12 protein-coding genes and 3 tRNA genes are annotated in these 17,484 nt (G+C 42.3%); 8 read left to right on the plus strand and 7 right to left on the minus strand.

Annotated features, from left to right (window positions below):
- Positions 1–56 precede the first annotated feature (56 nt).
- The 3 genes from AT15_RS05685 to AT15_RS05695 all read right to left on the minus strand — a co-directional run bounded on the left by AT15_RS05685 (position 57) and on the right by AT15_RS05695 (position 4,919).
- Positions 57–887 carry an ABC transporter permease gene (locus AT15_RS05685; protein WP_068347323.1) on the minus strand — a complete coding sequence of 277 codons (831 nt, stop codon included), beginning with the start codon at positions 885–887 and terminating at the stop codon, positions 57–59.
- Positions 884–1,678 (minus strand): ABC transporter ATP-binding protein, encoded by a 795-nt coding sequence (locus tag AT15_RS05690; RefSeq protein ID WP_068347325.1) that lies wholly within the window; start codon positions 1,676–1,678, stop codon positions 884–886. Before AT15_RS05690 ends, AT15_RS05685 begins: the two co-directional genes overlap by 4 nt.
- 643 nt (positions 1,679–2,321) lie before the next feature.
- Complete coding sequence (locus tag AT15_RS05695) at positions 2,322–4,919, minus strand: CehA/McbA family metallohydrolase (RefSeq protein WP_068347327.1); 2,598 nt, start codon at positions 4,917–4,919, stop codon at positions 2,322–2,324.
- Positions 4,920–5,018: 99 nt separating this feature from the next.
- Between AT15_RS05695 and AT15_RS05700 the strand changes: the two genes are divergently transcribed.
- The gene (locus tag AT15_RS05700; RefSeq protein WP_068347329.1) at positions 5,019–6,086 is read left to right on the plus strand and encodes a lysylphosphatidylglycerol synthase transmembrane domain-containing protein; all 1,068 of its coding nucleotides are present in this window, start codon (positions 5,019–5,021) and stop codon (positions 6,084–6,086) included.
- A gap of 25 nt (positions 6,087–6,111) precedes the next feature.
- On the opposite strand, the gene AT15_RS05705 is transcribed toward AT15_RS05700, so the two are convergent.
- From AT15_RS05705 to AT15_RS05715, 3 genes are all read right to left on the minus strand, one after another.
- The gene (locus tag AT15_RS05705; protein WP_068347331.1) at positions 6,112–7,551 is read right to left on the minus strand and encodes a C1 family peptidase; all 1,440 of its coding nucleotides are present in this window, start codon (positions 7,549–7,551) and stop codon (positions 6,112–6,114) included.
- Positions 7,552–7,563: 12 nt separating this feature from the next.
- Positions 7,564–9,054 carry a hypothetical protein gene (locus tag AT15_RS05710; protein WP_068347333.1) on the minus strand — a complete coding sequence of 497 codons (1,491 nt, stop codon included), beginning with the start codon at positions 9,052–9,054 and terminating at the stop codon, positions 7,564–7,566.
- Between the two features lie 156 nt (positions 9,055–9,210).
- Positions 9,211–10,566, minus strand: a complete 1,356-nt coding sequence (locus AT15_RS05715; protein WP_068347335.1) for a sodium/glutamate symporter family protein — start codon at positions 10,564–10,566, stop codon at positions 9,211–9,213.
- 106 nt (positions 10,567–10,672) lie between these two features.
- Between AT15_RS05715 and AT15_RS05720 the strand changes: the two genes are divergently transcribed.
- The 7 genes from AT15_RS05720 to AT15_RS05750 all read left to right on the plus strand — a co-directional run bounded on the left by AT15_RS05720 (position 10,673) and on the right by AT15_RS05750 (position 16,565).
- On the plus strand, positions 10,673–11,992 hold the full coding sequence (locus tag AT15_RS05720; protein WP_068347337.1) for an MBL fold metallo-hydrolase: 1,320 nt from the start codon (positions 10,673–10,675) through the stop codon (positions 11,990–11,992).
- Between the two features lie 47 nt (positions 11,993–12,039).
- A tRNA-Leu gene (locus AT15_RS05725) sits at positions 12,040–12,128 on the plus strand.
- A 46-nt stretch (positions 12,129–12,174) separates the two neighbouring features.
- Positions 12,175–12,251 (plus strand) — tRNA-Met (locus tag AT15_RS05730).
- Between the two features lie 4 nt (positions 12,252–12,255).
- Positions 12,256–12,332: transfer RNA gene (locus AT15_RS05735), tRNA-Met, on the plus strand.
- Positions 12,333–12,864: 532 nt separating this feature from the next.
- Complete coding sequence (locus AT15_RS05740) at positions 12,865–13,953, plus strand: NAD/NADP-dependent octopine/nopaline dehydrogenase family protein (protein WP_068347339.1); 1,089 nt, start codon at positions 12,865–12,867, stop codon at positions 13,951–13,953.
- Positions 13,950–15,590 carry a cobalamin-dependent protein gene (locus tag AT15_RS05745; RefSeq protein ID WP_068347340.1) on the plus strand — a complete coding sequence of 547 codons (1,641 nt, stop codon included), beginning with the start codon at positions 13,950–13,952 and terminating at the stop codon, positions 15,588–15,590. Before AT15_RS05740 ends, AT15_RS05745 begins: the two co-directional genes overlap by 4 nt.
- A gap of 24 nt (positions 15,591–15,614) precedes the next feature.
- Entirely contained in the window at positions 15,615–16,565 is a 951-nt protein-coding gene (locus AT15_RS05750; protein WP_068347342.1) for a D-alanine--D-alanine ligase family protein, read from the plus strand.
- Here AT15_RS05750 and AT15_RS05755 read toward each other — a convergent pair.
- On the minus strand, positions 16,548–17,474 hold the full coding sequence (locus tag AT15_RS05755; RefSeq protein WP_068347344.1) for an ABC transporter ATP-binding protein: 927 nt from the start codon (positions 17,472–17,474) through the stop codon (positions 16,548–16,550). The genes AT15_RS05750 and AT15_RS05755 overlap by 18 nt on opposite strands.
- Positions 17,475–17,484: the final 10 nt, after the last annotated feature.

Below are 17,484 nucleotides of genomic sequence, written 5' to 3' on the forward strand. Positions count from 1 at the left end.
AGCGTTGTGTAGGGTGTGGTAGTTCACCATTGTTTCAAGAGGCAAAAGGAGCGGTATCAACCGCTCCTTTTGAGTACACCTCTTTTTTTGGCCCATTGCTCCATAAGCTGAAAAAAGTAAATTCCAGCTGGTAACAGGAAAAAACCAAGTATCAACAAGGGCCAGATCTGAGACCACAAATCACCGAACCCCTTGCCTTCAAGAATCGCTTCGCGCATTCCCTTCAGTGCATAAGTAGCAGGTGAAAACTTGGCAACGTTTTGCATCCACTCCGGAAGCACTGTAACTTCATAATAGACCCCGGAGAACATGAGCAACAACGCCTGAAATATGTGAACAACCTGCACTCCTTTCTCAGGAGAAATCAGTGGTAAAATAGCCGCAACCATTCCCAGACCTATAAAGGAAAAACTCGCAACAGCCAAAATGCCAGTCGCAGAAAGCAGATTCGCTTTTGAAAGGTCAAGATCAAAGAAAGCTGAAACCACCAGCAGTATCAATCCCGCTCTTAAGATACCGTAAAGAATCGCGAACCCGCATACGCTCAATAAGTGTGTTGCTCGCTTGATGGGAGCCATAAAGGTATATTCTATGGTTTCTTCCCAGCGTTCCCAGGCAACTGTCTCTGCAACAATCTCAAAGAGTATCGAAAGATAACCCCAGAGGATGGAGCCCAAAAGCATATAAAGAATCAGGTAACTCGTATTCAGGGCTTCCCCGGAAAAGGCTTCAACACCTTTCCCGATGAACCCCATAGTTATGGAGTTCGCTATGGTGTAAACGAAGAATACGAGCTCCCATTTCCAATAGCGCTTTATCAGGTTAAAATTCCTGACAATAAACGCCCAGGAAGCTCTCAATTCCTGAACTACCGTTTGAGTACTCATGCACTTTCAGCCTCCTCGTACTCAGCTTCATCAAAGCTGACACCTGTAAATTCCATAAAGACATCTTCAAAGGTCGGGTTTTTAACCCTGTGCGAGATCATAGCCTTCAATTCTTCGGTATGGCCCTTCACAATTATCCTTCCTTTGTGAATTATCGCCACATAATTGCAGAGCTTTTCCGCCTCTTCCATATCGTGCGTAGTGAGCAAGATTGTCGCTCCCAGTTTTTCTTTCATGTGCATAATCAGTGACTGGACTTCGCGTTTAGCCCTGGGATCAAGGCCGGTTGTCGGTTCGTCTAAAAGCATCAATTTGGGTTCTGTCATAAAGGCACGGGCAATGGCAACCTTTTGCTGCATACCTCTGGAAAAATCCTCCAGCGGATCGTTAAGGCGCTCTCTATCAAGACCCACTCTTTCCGATATAGCGTAGATCTTTTTCAGGGCTTCCTTCTTAGAGATTCCATGAATACCTGCTGCAAAAAGCAAATTTTCAATTGCTGAAAGTTTTTTGAAAAAGCTCGCTTCCACCGAAACGCGATTTATCAGCCTTTGAACCTTAGTTGCTTCTTTCACCACATCATATCCAAACACCTTGATCTCCCCGGCGTCAGGAATCAACAATGTCGATGCAATTCTTATAAAGGTCGATTTTCCTGAACCGTTAGGTCCTAAAAATCCATAGATCTCACCTTCTCTTATCTGAATGTCTATTCCCTTTAAGGCATGTACAATTTTCTTGTTTTTTTTGAAAACTTTCTTTATGTTTTCCGCAGTAAGTGCGTAGCTCATAACACACCTCCTCCCGCTTTCATAAGCTTTTTCAGCATGTCTTGCCGCACTCTGCCAACCAATCGGTCCATTTCCACCGGCGATGCTTTATCTGATGAATAAAATCTACGCTTTTTACTCATATCAATCTCCCCTTTTCCCTTATGAATCCTATATCAGTTTTGTTTATTCTATTAGTGGTTTTATTTTTCTTATTGATATCCAGATATTTCTTTTTGAACATTTCACTTCCTCCTTTCCAAATGCACTTATCTAAAATGGATCCTCCTAATCATCGATAAACCTCCTTTCCACCACTTTGTCAAACCTGCTAATGCCTGACTCGCATCCCCTGTTTTCGACAATCACAACTGCGTTGTTCCTGCAAATTCTCTGCCTCATACTAATCACCCCCTCGGCAGAATAAAAGGCAATAAAAAAGGGCCGTAGCTTTCGCCACGACCCCTGTAACCCGGTATATCTACACTATACAGCTATATACCTCCATAGGCGTACAAAGGCGTGGCACGACAGAGTAACCCCAATTAAAGGGATAAATGCTACCATTCTGCTCCTGAAAATCATTGCCACACCTCCTTGTGAATATGTTTACATGTGATTATATCATAAAAAACCGGCAGGTCAAATCAATATTGTTACGTTATCATTTCATTAACCATTCGATTATTGACTTTGTAAAAAGCTTGTTCTCATTTCCGGGATATGTGAAATCGTAATCGCTGAATATTGCTTTTCCAAGTACCGCGACCTTTGAGTTACCTATTTTTTCACCGGCAGCAAAAATTATTGTCTTTGAAGGGACAGCATCGTTGTTTCCGTCAGCATCGGTGCTTTCGGTATCTTCATCCCCTTTGGCAAAGATTTCGACCTCCGAGCCATCAACAGTATATAAAGAGCAGCCGCTGTAAACATCAACCTTTTTTTCCGAAACAAAAGAAAGTTCGCTTTTGGGGAATGTTCTTATCTCAACTTTGTAAGGTGCGCCATAGTTATCGGTATAATCAACGAGCTGGTCATCATTAATCCTGATATGAGAACCTATCAATTCGAGGAAGCGGTTCATCACCCCGGGATGACTCCCATTTCTGAAATCTGATTTACCCGTAAGAAGCAATTTACCGCCACTTTGAAAGAATTTTTTAACAGCTTGGTATTCCTCTTCGGTATAGTTAGAACCGTCGGTAAGCACCAAAATCTCAACTTCAGATAAGAGTTCTTCTGACAGGGGGTCATAGAGAAATTCACTTCGTAATCCCCAGCTATCTATCGCTGAGGAAAAGTCGTTTAGCTTATCTCTGGAATAATCGTTTCCATGAGCTACATCTATCAAAACCACAGGGATTTTTGGCTCTTCGGTGGGAGCAACGACTTCATCTACGGAAAACAGCTCTCTTAGGAGCTCACTATTCTCTATAATTGCTTTATCCGTGAATGGGTCACCACTAAAAACGATTATCCGTCCGTTACCATAGGTGCCTTCGTATAGAGTCCCTGCCCCTATTAATTCCCTGTAACCATCAAAGGTTATGCCAGAAACCTTTTGGATTTCCTTTGAAAGGGGCTCCCCAAAAGCTATGGGCTGGTCGAGGGCTTTCAAAAGGGCGTTGTATGAATCTACTATTGCCCGGGAAACAGGTTCACCATTTCCCAGAATAATGAGTGTACCACCCTTTGCAACAAAGTCTTTGATCATCCCTTGGTGGGCTTCCTGGAGAATTTTGAGTTTTTCAAAAAAGCCTTCTGTACCCGGCAAAGGAAGAATGAAAATATCTTTGTCGTTGAAATCCGATGGCTTTAATATCCTTTCGGCCTCTGTAAGTTTATGTCCTGAAATGTCAATAGTCGCTTTGAGAACCTTTCGGGAATTCATGGAAAAATTATCGTGAGTTTTATCCAGAAGAATGTTCAGAGAAGAAGCAGATCTCACGGTAATGTTTGATATATATGCAAGCTCATGGTTTACATAAAAAAGCAACTTGTTGTCTTTCACTGATTCTATTTCAAATTTTAGAACCACTTCTTCAGCAGAAATGGGTGGCATTTCCATTTCTTCACTGGCTAAAAGCCTACCTTCCGCGTTCTTGATATAAACCCAGAATTTTTCAGCGGTATTGTTGAGATTAGATACAGCAAATTTCGCCACCACTGTTTCACCAGGTTTTACGTTCCCGGGCTTTATAGAGGGATTGTAAACATATTTGTTCGAGGAGCTTTGAACCCATATCGGGGTTGTCACGACCTCCTGCCCATCTGCTTCAAGTATATAAGCAAAAAAATACTCATAAGAGCTATTTATGGGTATTTTTTCGCTGTATTCAAAAATATTCGAAGTCGCATCGAAGGATTTATATATTCCATATTTAGAATAGATGATTACTTCCTTTATAGGATCGTCTTCTGTTTCTTCTACTGTTAAATGCAAATCCAGGGATTTTGCGTCGTAAATAATCGAACCAAGGGTTTTGCCGTTCCCTGAAAACCGAACCACAACATTATTGTCTTCTGCTCCATATGTTCGCCTTTCCATCAGGCTGTTCAAAATATCTTCCAATTTCAGAGAAGGAGAATATACCGCTGTTCTGGAGTCATTGGCGGCTCCCCAATTTGCTTTGTGGTTATCCTGACCGATGGTTGTTCCAAGATGCCAGCCTTTTGCAAAGGCGAGTCTGACAGCATTAAACATTTCCGGAGATATGGTATCTCCCACTGACCAGTTTCCATTGCCCACTTCTATCAAATTGACGTATTTGTCAGCCTTTGGATAGTATTTAAAATCATCAAAAATTCCAAACATGGAAATCGGGTGGTTGAATTGCGCAAGCACTTTTCTGCTTTCGATCCAGCTGTAAAGGGTGTTAAGGTCAGGAGATTCGTTTCTATCTGTCCAATCAGGGCTTTCATAAATGTTCATGTGTCCCCAGCCTGTTGCAGTCCATTCGAATCCTGCTATGGAAAGGAATGTTCCAGAAGTGCTTTCTCTTGCAGCTTTTTTAATTGCCTCAAATTTATCTCTTCCGTCTGGAAGAAGCTGCTTAAAATAATGAGCATGATCCGTAACGGCAAGAAAATCAATTTGGGGAACTTCTTTTGCAAAATTATAAGCATATTCCGGGGTCTTTTGACCATCAGAGTAAGATGTGTGAGAATGCAAATTGCCAAAATACAGATTCAAACCTTCAAATTGCCCATAACTAAGCGAAACACATAGGAGTACCGTTAATACCAGCAAAAATCTTTTCATTTTCCCCCTCCTCGCTTCTATATCAAGAAATTCTATCATAAACTTCTATATGATGGTTATGATATAATCTAAAAGCCATTTTTAACAATTGGAGGATTTATGGCAGAAAACCAGAAGCAGAGTTTCTCATATAAAAAGGCGCTTTATGCATTGATTATCAGCTTTGTTGTAATTCTTGCTATCCTTGCTCTTTTAGGTGAAGATACCGATTTTTCGCTGATCTTCAAAATGTCCCCTTTATGGATTGGCGGGGTTATTTTGATTTACATGCTCGCACAGTCTATTAACGCATTGAGAACAAAGCTCCTTTTAAAATCCTATGGCATAAAACTTCCATATAGAGAAGCCTTTGTGGATATTTTACTCATGCAATTTTTCAATAATTTAACACCTTTCGCTGCCGGCGGACAGCCTTACCAGATTTACGACCTCTCAAAGCGGGGTATTGAAACTACAACTGCCGCTGCCGTTGTCATTTCCAGATATGTAGTTAACAATGTTGCTATACTGATTTTAGCATTGATCTTTCTGCCCAAATACTGGAAAGCCTTTCTGAAGATCCCGGGAATTGGTATTTTCGCATTTATAGGGGCTTTCCTCACCATAGCTTTGCTGATCTTTCTCGTCACTCTTTCATATTCACGAAAAATGCTGATGAAATTCCTTGACGCATTGCTCAAACCCCGGTTTCTAAGAAGACTCATCGCAAAATTCCTTGAGTGCAAGCCAGAAGAGGTCAGGGACCATCTCGTCAAGAAATTTGAGGAATTCAATTACTACATGAAACTCATCTGGAAAAAAGGACCACACTATATGCTTGTTGATATAGGGCTTTCTATCTTATTCAGCTTGACTTTCAAGTTCATCATATATTTCATTCTGATTGGCTTTTTCGACGCATCAAATAATCCTTTGAATGTTCCCTTTGTCGAAATATGGGGCGTACAGGAGCTTCTGTTTCTTGTGGCTTATTACGTTCCCACACCGGGCGCAAGCGGGGCGCTTGAGCTTGGTCTGTTTTACATGCTGGGAGGCACGCTACCAAGAGGGATTATAAGCCTTGCAGTGGCCCTCTGGCGTTTGCTTACGTATCATTTCATGATAGTACTGGGAACGCTGGTATTTCTTGTAAGGCAAAGAAATCTGGCAAAAGAAAAGGGTGCCTGAAAGGCACCCTTTAAATTTGAAAAAATCAGTCTGCACTATTCCATATCATCAAGAATCTGGTAACATCTTCATGGTCTACATAGCCGTCTCTGGGGATGGAAATATCATAATTGGAGTCGTAAGTAAACATGTGCTCCATAAGCAATTGATAATCTTCTTCATTAACATAGCCATCATCGTTAAAATCGGCATCTTCCGTTAGAGCATAGTTCTCTTCGAACAGAGGAACATACATCGCCCTGTATTCAATCATCCAGGGCGTAATCCCAAAGCCATAGGTAGCAGAGAAGTTATAAAGCTCTTCCGAAACCATTGGGACAACATAATAACCATTCCAGCCCCAGTCGCCCCAGCTGTTTTTGATAACCCAGAACTCGGTAGCATACCATGTCAAGCCAGTAAAGGGGTCATTTACTTCAACACTGGTGGCGTCAGGTGACACCCATCCAAGAGCTTTCACAGCATCCATATCCAGCCATCCGACAAGAGTAACTGAATGCCCGCCTGTCAACTGGTTCGTGGTTGGTATATATATACCTTCCATATAGCCATAAAAATCTTCAGGAACGGTATAAGATACACCAAGAGCGCCAAATTTAATCAGGGCTTCTTTAATGGAGTTTATATATACCCCATAAGGAAATCCCAGCCAGCTCAGTTCATCACCATAGTAAATTTCAACAGTTTTTGTGCTGTGAACCAGGTTGTCTTCCCAGTCATTGTTCGTGGGGTTCCAGTTGATCCACGGGTTAAGGTCAAAAGCGCTGTAAGGGAAGTCAGTTTCCAGCGGGATGCCGTATCTTATGCTGTTATAAGTGGAGAAATGCTGATTACCGCCAACATCCATATTGGAATCCTGAATTATCGCATCGCTTTGCAATGGGTCATACCAGGATTCAATATATATATCCCAGTCTATGTCGTGAAATGAGACAAACTGCTCAGATAGGTCATAGCTATCGACTTTAAGCTCCCACGGGAAGATCGTGGCTTCGCCGGTGAGCCCGTCCTTCTGAACCTGCAACGCACTTTCAAAAGAAGCTACCGTTGCAAAAGCCCAGCACGTGCCGTGGAAACCCTGATCTCTAATCGGTGTATGAATTTGAATAAAGCTCGGTGGCAGCGGGGTATCAAACATCGCGAAATAAAGGAACTGAGTAGAATACAGCTGCGCGTCCCGGGTTGTGGCGCTATCGTTGAAGAAATAATTGTGCATATCCCTTCTTGCTTTCTCCGGCAAATCCCTGCTTCCAGCCCACTTGCTTATTAGGCTATCCAGATTGCTTATACCTGCCGCTTCGTATTTTTCAAAAACTTCCGGCACGCCAGCTTTCCAGGGAAGACCCTGTTCAGCTATTTTATTGTTTATCTCTATAGCTCTCTGTGAGGCTTCATCTATCAAAGAGCCAGCAAACAGAGAAGACGTAATGGCAAATACAACAATCAAAATGAACAGTTTTTTCATCATAACCACCCCTTACATTCCGGCTGCTTCGGGTGCAGGTATGGTTACATAGTACCCGAAGTTATCCACGACTATACCGTCGATTACCCGGTTGTTGGAGTCCCTGATAATATAGTTGTCATCAATTGCAATTACAGGATTTGTGCCATTCATATCAACGCCGAATTTTAATGTAATAACTGCGAGTATATCACTTTGCTCTTCATCTTCGTCTTCGCCATTGACAAATCCCCTGCACAGGGTCAATTCTCCCACATCGGCGACATATCCCGATAAGTCCTTCTTATCATCTATAAAATCAGGGAAGATGACGTCTTCTACTTCGAGGCCTTCGTCAAACAAAAGAGTTGTTTGGATATACATCAGGTCAGCGTCATACGAGGTATCAGGCCCATAGTAATTATGAATATCTTCTGCAGCGTAATCTCTGACATTTGGCGCGACAACATATATTTCCATGGTTCCAGAAGCATCCGTTGATGCCGGAGTAATGCTGAATGGTAAATAATATACCTCTGGTTTGTCAGTGTTGCCGTATCTTTCATCAAACCTGAAAGTCATATAGCTGTATCCCCAATTACCGAGTTCATCATATCCACTAACATAAATCAGATAAGAATGCCCGATTTCAAATAAGTGGTCGAGATAGGAAATGCCATCAGGAGTATATAGCGTAACAAGTTCATCGTTGACCAGCATTCCAGATACAGTGGGATCCCATGGGATCCAGTCCGTAAGCCAAGTGCTTAAGTCCTCAGCATCTCTAAACCTTATCTCAACAGCAGAAACCGGTTCATTGAATTGCCAGCCTATGTACGCATATCTTCCAAAAGGTCTGATATCTCCATCTGCAAGAGCAGCCGCAGTTCTGTCTGAGCCATAAATCATGGGTGAGGGGCCTGTGGTATCAACCCTGAAATTGAAAGTTGCTGGTAGCTGTCCAGATTCAGCAATTTTTACCGCCAGCGTATGCCAGCCATCAGACAGGTCAGATAAGGTAGCAGAGCAGGCAGCTGTTTCAACTTCCGGGCCACCGTCTAACGAATAGATATAGCTATGGGTTAGACCATCTACAGGTTCCCATTCTATAATGACTTCATCACTGGCATACTCATTCTCAGCATTGAGGAAATTAATGCCACTCGAATAAACGCGAAAGCTCTGATGGTTTGATTCGGTTGATGCAGGTCCAAGGTTGAAAACTCCCGTTCTTGTCTGGAAATTCGCTGTAACCCAGACCTCATAATCCCCGGTTCCCAGAGTTGTAGCATAAGAGGTTTCACTTCCAAGGGGTACTTCAAGATCACCAATATGAAGGGTGTAATTCGCTGATATCACTTCATCCTGGGAGTTAAGCTGCCAGGTGAAAGTCACTTCAGTTCCATCATGAATATCCCCAACTGGATTCATAAAGAGCGTTAAAACTGCATAGGAAACTTTGAAACAGGACGTAAGCAACAGCAAGGTCAAAAGTAGCGCAAAAAGCAATACAAATTTCTTCACATAAATCCCCCCTTTTTATGAGTTTAGGTGAAACTAATCATAAAAAATTATATCATTTGCTTGCCCGGTAACAAAAATCTAGAAGCGAAAAATTTTTTCTTAACTCAACATAAGTCCTAAATATTGATATTGATATTATTCAAGTGGAATATATTGTTATTTTGAATTCGAACGCTTGACTTTCAAGAACCAGAAAATGTAGAACAATCCGAAGTACAGGATAAGCGCTCCCAGGGTATATAGGTAATATATCGGTTTTCCGAGTTTGAAACCAAGTATAGGAATATTTATTATTATCATTAAAGGTAAGCCAAGGAAAAGGGCCAGCCCGCTTCCGATGACCATGTCCTCGGCTGTGCCTGATTCAAATTGCGGATCGACTTCCCTCAGAAGCGCAATCCCTGTCGAAATTGTCCCCGTGTGCATTCCAAAGAAAGTGACGATATGTTCCAGTACGGCTTTTCTATAAATCCTCTTTGAGAAGTATATCGTGTAGAGTATGGTGACGATTCCGCCAGCTGTGGTGATAATGAATATGGGGATTATGTATTCCTTTATTAGCTCCAGGGAAATTGCTGCAATAGAAGCTGCTACCATGTAATCAAATACGATACCGGCTACTCTTTGGAGAAGAAATGAATTCAGGTATTCTATTTTCTTCTTTTTTCTGATAATGTCGTATCCCTTTCTAAAGGAGAATGCAAAGATAACGCCTATAACAAAATGGAATCCCCATAGGACCTGCGCGAACGTTTCTCCAAAAGTCCCAAAATTTCCTATCCAGGCTGTGAAGTATTTAAGGAAAAGATAGGTGACAAGATATACTGACCCGATGCTCATTACCTGTATGGTCATCCCGTCGATATCAGAAAATTCGTAATCCTTTACAATCGTTTCAACTCTTTCAACGACCTTCGGCTTTTCAATGGGGATACCAATTGACTTCTTTCTTTTTACCATGATATTCAACATGGCGATACCGCCAAAAGCGGCCCACAGGAAGCCAATTGTGGCAATTGTTAATCCTATTGTTCCGCCATTGGTAAATCCCAGAGCTTCCCACTGGGTACCCATCGAATAAGCCTGCCCCGGGCCCTGGGCAAATCCCAGAGGAAGCAAAAGCCCGAAGGGAACGAAAAGATTCGGAAAAAATGTATAAACCAGAATCATCGCAATGCTAAACCCAACAATGCCCTGAATGGCATAGGAAATTGCTATAAAAAAGCCTGTGTTCACGGCTGACCTGGAAGAACCCGTCCTTCTTTTTTTCAAAGCAATGGCAATAAAGCCAATTGCCATCAGATGGTATACAAGGGTCCCAAGCCTATCAAAGGAAAAATCGAGCAGTTTCAGTCCACTTGGTCCCAGTGCCATACCCAAAAAACCAGCAAGAACGGAATTAGGTATCAGCAGGCGGTTCAAAGGCCTTATGGATTTCTTGATTATCATAGCCACGCCCAGAAGCAATGAAATGATCATTATATCGCTTACAAATCCCCAGTTGCCTTCCATATTTATTTACCTCCCGTCATTTGCCGCCTAAAAGTACTTCAATTTTACATCATAAAATTAATATCCCTTGTCTCTGGTAAAATAGTACCAGAAAGGGAGGAAAAAGATGAATTTCATGCCGCTTGGTGGGGGTAGAGAAATAGGTGCTAATTGCTTTATATTGAGAATAAACAATTTCATTATAATGCTCGATTGCGGAAGGCATCCAGTAAAAGATGGATATGAATCCCTTCCAGAGATTGATGTTCTTGAAAGAGTTGATTTCATCATTATCTCCCATTCGCATTATGATCACCTTTCCTCTTTGCCCTATGTTCTCAGCAAATTTCCCGATGCCACAGTATTCACTTCAAAGGAGAACAGAACCCTCGCCTTGAGGATATTAAGCAATTCAGTTGAAGTGATGAAGAAAAAATACGAGAAGGACGGCGAACCTGTATTATATTCCCATAAAGATGTCAAAAAAGCAAAAAAGAAAATCTTTCCTTTACAATATATGAAACCCTTTGAACTTTCAAAGGGATTATCCCTTACTCTTTACCCGGCAGGGCATGTTATGGGTGCCTCATCGATATTAATAGAAGCAAGCGATAAAAGAGTATTTTACACAGGTGATATTTCCCTTTCCTCACAGCTAACCGTTCCGGAAGCGACTTTACCGGATCAAGCTGATATAGTCATATCCGAAGGAACCTATGGATTGAAAGAAACCCTGTCTGTAAATAGAGAAATGGAGACCCACAGGTTAAGCAGAAAGCTGAAAAAGATTCTGGAATCTGGCGGAAGAGCCATGCTACCGGTTTTTGCACTTGGGAGAGGGCAGGAAGCGCTTTATATGATTTTGAAGCTGATTGAAACCGGGAAGATTCCGCGGGTTCCGGTTTACATAAATGGCATGGTACATGTGTTAACGGATCTTCTTCTCAAAGAACACAACGGCATGGATCCTGAAAAAAAAGCATGGTTCAAAGAAGCGATAAGGAGATATGTCAATATAGTTCCAAGAAATGCTTCTTCGTTGATCGATGATAAAAGGCCTATGATCCTGATACTCAGTTCCGGGATGCTTATAGAAGACACGCTATCATACATTTTCGCACATCAAATACTTCAAGAAAGCAATTCGGCTGTATACTTCATGGGATATCAGAGCCCTGAATCTCCTGGATTTGCTGTTCTGGAAGCCTTTAAGAGCACAAAAAAACTCGAACTCGACGAAGAAGTGGATGTGCTTTCTGATGTTGACATTTTCAATTTCTCTGGTCACGCGAGCTATCCTGAACTGTTAGAGATTCCCAGAAGACTGCAACCTGAAAAACTGATATATGTGCATGGCGATGAAGATGCACTTGAAAACCTAAGGGAAGAACTCCAGTATGAGTTTCAAATTGAAATTCCGGAAAACCTTGAAAGAATAGCTCTGTGAGCCTCTACTTGACAACAAAAACACTGGGTGTTATGATAATATACGGCGCCGGGATGGTGGAATTGGCAGACACAACGGACTTAAAATCCGTTGGGGCGAAGGCTCCGTGCGGGTTCAAGTCCCGCTCCCGGCACCAAGCGGATAGAATTGACGCCAATGGCCCTTGAAATAGAATTATTCGGTGCGGGGTGGAGCAGTCTGGCAGCTCGTTGGGCTCATAACCCAAAGGTCGCAGGTTCAAATCCTGCCCCCGCTACCATTAAGGCGGTGTAGCTCAGCTGGCTAGAGCATGCGGTTCATACCCGCAGAGTCGACAGTTCGAGTCTGTCCGCCGCCACCAAAAGCCCCAATTGATGGGGCTTTTTGTCTTTTTAGAACTGTAAAAACCATCCCCCTGCAAAAGCAGGGGGATTTATCTTGTGTACCGATCTTATGTTTAGTCGTTACCGGGATTTTTTCTGTCTTTGAAGGAAACCTCTACTAAATTCAATTCTTCATCAGTCTTGATGACCGGTTTGTCCTTTCTTTCGTTCCTTTTATTTTTGCTCATATATATCACCTCGATTTATTATAGCACAAAATAGCTCGAAAATCAAAGCAAAGTATAAAAACAAAGAGATAATATCTATTATTCAGGAATATTAACCTTTAAGGGCTACAAATGGCTTGAAGCAGCCATTCTTTAGGATTGTTATTATAAGAGAGTTCATTTTATTGAACTATTTCGAAAAACTTTGCTATAATTTTTGTGCTTACACAAAAACATCCTTGCAGCTGCTGATTTTTCTTTTTTATACAACGTCTAATGATTAATAGCACAATAAAAGGCTTTGATGCCTGATAATTTTTCTTTGCTTTTTGGGGGTGAAAAAATGAGAATCTGCGTTGTTGGTGCCGGAAATGGCGGCCAGGCGCTCGCGGGTGTCCTTGCGCAGCGGGGGCATGAGGTTATGCTCTTCAACAGAAGCAAAAAGCGCATCTCAGGGATAGCTGATAGTCGAACTTTAAGGTTGGAAGGCGAATCTTCAGGACCAGCAAAGCTTGCCTATGTGGGAACTGATATAGAGAAAGCGATGAAAAACTGCCAGATTGTGATGATTGTTGTTCCTGCCTTTGCCCACGCTTCTGTGGCAGAAAGAATTGCCCCCTATATCGAAGAAGGGCAAGTAATCATATTGAACCCAGGGAGAACCGGTGGGGCTTTTGAGTTCAAGAGGATTTTAGATACTAAGGGTGTAAAGCCCGGATATGTCCTTGCCGAAGCCCAAACTTTCCTATTCGCATCAAGAATAGCCGGACCCGGGCTTGTACGCATCTTTAGAATGAAAAACGCTGTTCCTGTTTCCGCTTTACCTGCAAAAGATAATCACATACTCAGCGAAGTGCTTCCTGGGGTTTTCCCGGAGTTTGTAATAGCCCCCAACGTTTTGTATACGAGCTTCAACAATATTGGAGCTGTATTCCACCCTGCTGCCTTATTGATGAATGCCGGATGGATTGAAACTACTCACGGGAATTTTCAATTCTACCTTGACGGTATTAGCCCCTCCGTTGCAAGGGTTTTAACCAAAATTGATGAAGAACGCTGTGAAATTGCAAGTGCGCTGAAAATAGAACCTTTAGGCGCTGTTGAATGGCTGGACTTCGCCTATGATGTAAAAGGTAGAGATCTCTATGATGCCATCCACAACAACGACGGCTATCAGGGAATTAAAGCGCCTGTAAGCCTTTACAACCGCTATATTTTAGAAGATGTCCCCATGAGTCTCGTTCCCATCAGTTATTTTGGAAAAGCGTTAAACAAGAACACAACAACCATTGATTCAATAATTAATATAGCAAATGTGGTTATGGGAGTGAACTACTGGAAAAAGGGGAGGAATCTGGACAGTCTTGGCCTTTCAGGACTCAGCGTCGACTCTATCTGGGAATACGCTGAAATGGGGGTGAAAGCCCTGTGAGCCCAAAAAAGAAAATTATTGGAGCCGCTATCGGGAGTGATGTGCATGTCGCTGGCATCTTGAATTTCCTCGAACTTGCAAGAAAAGAAGGTTATCAAACTATTTATCTTGGTGGTGCCGTTGCCTTAGATAAATTCATAGGAAGTATTATTGAAGCAAATCCAGATATTGTAGCAATAAGCTATCGACTTGGAAAGGAAGCGCTGGAAGGATTATTGAAAAAGCTAAGGTCACTGTTGAAGGAACACGGCTTGCTGAAAGGCAGGGATTTAATATTTGGCGGAACTTATGAAACGGCAAAAATTGCCAGAAAGAGCAGGATTTTCAAGAAAGTATTTGACGGAAGTGAATCAATCGAAGAGGTCGTAATGTATTTAAGAGGAGAAATTCGTGGAATTAAGAATGAGAACTATCCACAGGATCTCATAGAACGGATAAATTTCAAGTCACCATATCCTCTTATCCGCCATCATATAGGCCTTCAAACTATCGAAGAAACAGAAAGCGAAATCCGAAAACTAGCCAGATCAAGAGAACTCGACATTATTTCCCTTGCTCCTGACCAGAATGCACAGCAATGGTTTTTCAAACAGGAGAAAATGGACTCGTCACAGGATGGAGCCGGAGGTGCTCCTTTCAGAAAAAAAGAGGATTTTGAAAGAATGTATACTGCAAGCAGATATGGCAATTTCCCCCTATTGCGTTGTTATTCAGGAACAAGGGATCTTATTAAATACTCAAAGCTACTCCACACAACTATAAGGAACGCCTGGGCAGCTATTCCACTGACCTGGTATTCAGAACTTGACAGACGTTCAGATCGCAAATTGAAAAAGGCAATTGAAGAAAATCAGAAGGCAATCAAATGGAACGCTGAACGCAACATTCCTGTGGAGATAAACGAGTCACATCAATGGGCACTTCGCTATGCACCGGATACAATAGAAGTCGCAACGGCTTACATTGCCGCATACAATGCCAAAAAACTCGGCGTGAAAAACTATATTGCCCAGTATATGTTTAATACACCACCGGGAATTTCCCCTGCGATGGATATAGCTAAGATGCTGGCAAAAAGGGAGCTCATTGAATCTCTTCATGACAACACTTTCAGATCCTACCGCATGGTCAGAGCAGGGCTTCTGTCTTTTCCCGCCGATGAGGGACGTGCCAAGGGCCAGCTAATTTCTTCAATGTTTACGGCATCATACCTCAAGCCACACATCATTCATGTTGTAGCATTCTGCGAAGCGAGAAGGCGTGCAAAGGCCAGGGAGATAATAGAGAGCGTTAAAATGGTTAAAAAGGCTCATTCCGAGGCAATTAAAGGGCTCCCGGATTTTGAAGCCGATCCTATGATAAAGGCAAGAAAAGAGATATTGGTAAATGAAGCAATGTTAATCGTAAGAGCAATAGCCAGACTCGGCAAAGGTTCAAAGGATCCTTTGACTGACCCAGAAGTGATATGGGCTTCGATTAAGACTGGCATTCTTGACGCCCCGGGACTTGCAAAGATGTCTGTGGCTTGTGGAGCTGTTAAAACAGCTATTATCGACGGTGCAAATCTCGCTGTTGATGATAAAGGACGCCCCATTTCTGAAAGGAAAAGGCTCAAAGCTCTTGGATTTGCTATATAGGATTGAGACATAGGAGGTGGTTTGGTGAAAGTTGCCGTTGTATATGACGAACCCCTTGCATTCGAAAAAAAAGACATGGTTTTCGCGGTTTGCAAAGCTTTAAGTAGCCTGTACAATGCAAAACCACTCCCATTCAATGAAAAATTCCTGTCTAATGTAAGAAGCTTTGACTTCGTCTTTAACCTCTCTACCGGAGGGGGAAAATACAACAAGCAGGTTCACGTTCCTGCTGTCTTAGACGTTCTGGGAATACCTTTTACGGGGTCATCTGCAGGGGTTCACGCTATCTGTATGGATAAGGGGTTAACAAAGCTTATCCTTCAAAAAAACAACATACCTACCCCGCCATTTACTGTGATAACAAACCCTTCAGAAATAACAGACCCTGGATTTTATCCCGCTTTTGTGAAACCATCACGCGAGGGCAGCGCAGAAGGAGTTTCTGAAAAATCTGTGGTCAAAAACTTCATTGAGCTCAAGGAGCGTGTGATTTCCCTCTATGAAGCTTTCAGAGAACCTATTCTTGTAGAGGAATTCATAGATGGCAGGGAATTCACAGTGGGAATAGTTGGAAATGGAGAGCAGGCAAAAGTATTACCCATTCTTGAAATAGATTTCTCGCAGCTTCCAGAAGGTCTTGAAAGATTTTATTCTCACAGAGTCAAGCATAACTATGCTGAAAAAACAAGATATATTTGCCCGGCACGACTGGAAGCTGAACAGGTGAAAGAGCTGGAGAACCTTGCACTAAGAACCTATAAAGCCCTGAGAATGTTTGACTATGCAAGAATAGACGTAAGAATGAATGATAATGGCTTCCATATCATTGAAGCGAATTCTTTGCCACTGCTGGTACCAGTATATTCAGACCTTACCAAGATGCTTGAACCGATAGGCTGGAATTATGATGACCTTGTACTGAACATCTTTAAGGCGGCAAAAATCAGGCAAAAGCTTCTACATAACCTTGAATGATTTTGTAATCTTTATATGCAGCTCTTTGTTTTTTGCAGCCTCAATAGGAATTAGTGCCACGCAATCAGTATCGTTGATTTTTATGTTGCACAAAGCATTTCTCGAGTCATAGGGGCTTGTATGCTGAACTGAGGCAAGAAGCCCTTCTCCTGCTATTTTCACATCTTCAGGTCTAAATATCATGTCTTCATATTTGTTTATGCCAAAGGGTGAAAAGAGCTCCATTGAAAACAAATCGGGCGGATTATTGTAAATATCTATGGGATTTCCGCTGGAAACGATTTTTCCATCGTTCATTATATATACCCTTGAAGCGATTGCCATGGCATCTTCACAATCGTTAAGCACAATAAGCACTGAACGCCCTATTTTGAGCAAAAGCCTTTTTATCATGGCTCTCAATTCTGTTTTGACTTTCTTATCAAGCCTTTCGAAGGGCTCATCCATGAATATCATGTCGAAGATCCTTACTGTTTCTCTTCCAATAGCCGTAAGCTTTTTGATACCGGCAGGTAGCTCTTTTGGAAATTTTTCCAAGTATTCGCGAAGCCCATTTAGTTCATCGGCTTTTTTCGAGACTCTTTCCTGGATATTGCTTTCTTTCTTCAACTGCAGGGGGAAGGCAATGTTCTGATAGGTGTCGTAATGTGGGAAGAGCGCATCATTCTGGAAGACAAAAGCAATATTTCGCTTATGAGGTGGTTCGTTGGTAACCTCCCTCCCGCCCATGAATATTTTTCCGGTAAGGGCGTCATGCAGCCCCGAAGCAACTCTGAGCAGTAATGTTTTTCCGCAGCCTGACGGCCCGATAAGGCCGACAATTTCCCCATCTCGCACTGCCAGGTTAATCGGGCCGAGCTTGAAATCGCCAATACTTGCCTTCAATCCTTTGATTTCCAGCGCAAACATATACACCACC

This window comes from Kosmotoga arenicorallina S304, from assembly GCF_001636545.1.
Taxonomy (GTDB): domain Bacteria; phylum Thermotogota; class Thermotogae; order Petrotogales; family Kosmotogaceae; genus Kosmotoga_B; species Kosmotoga_B arenicorallina.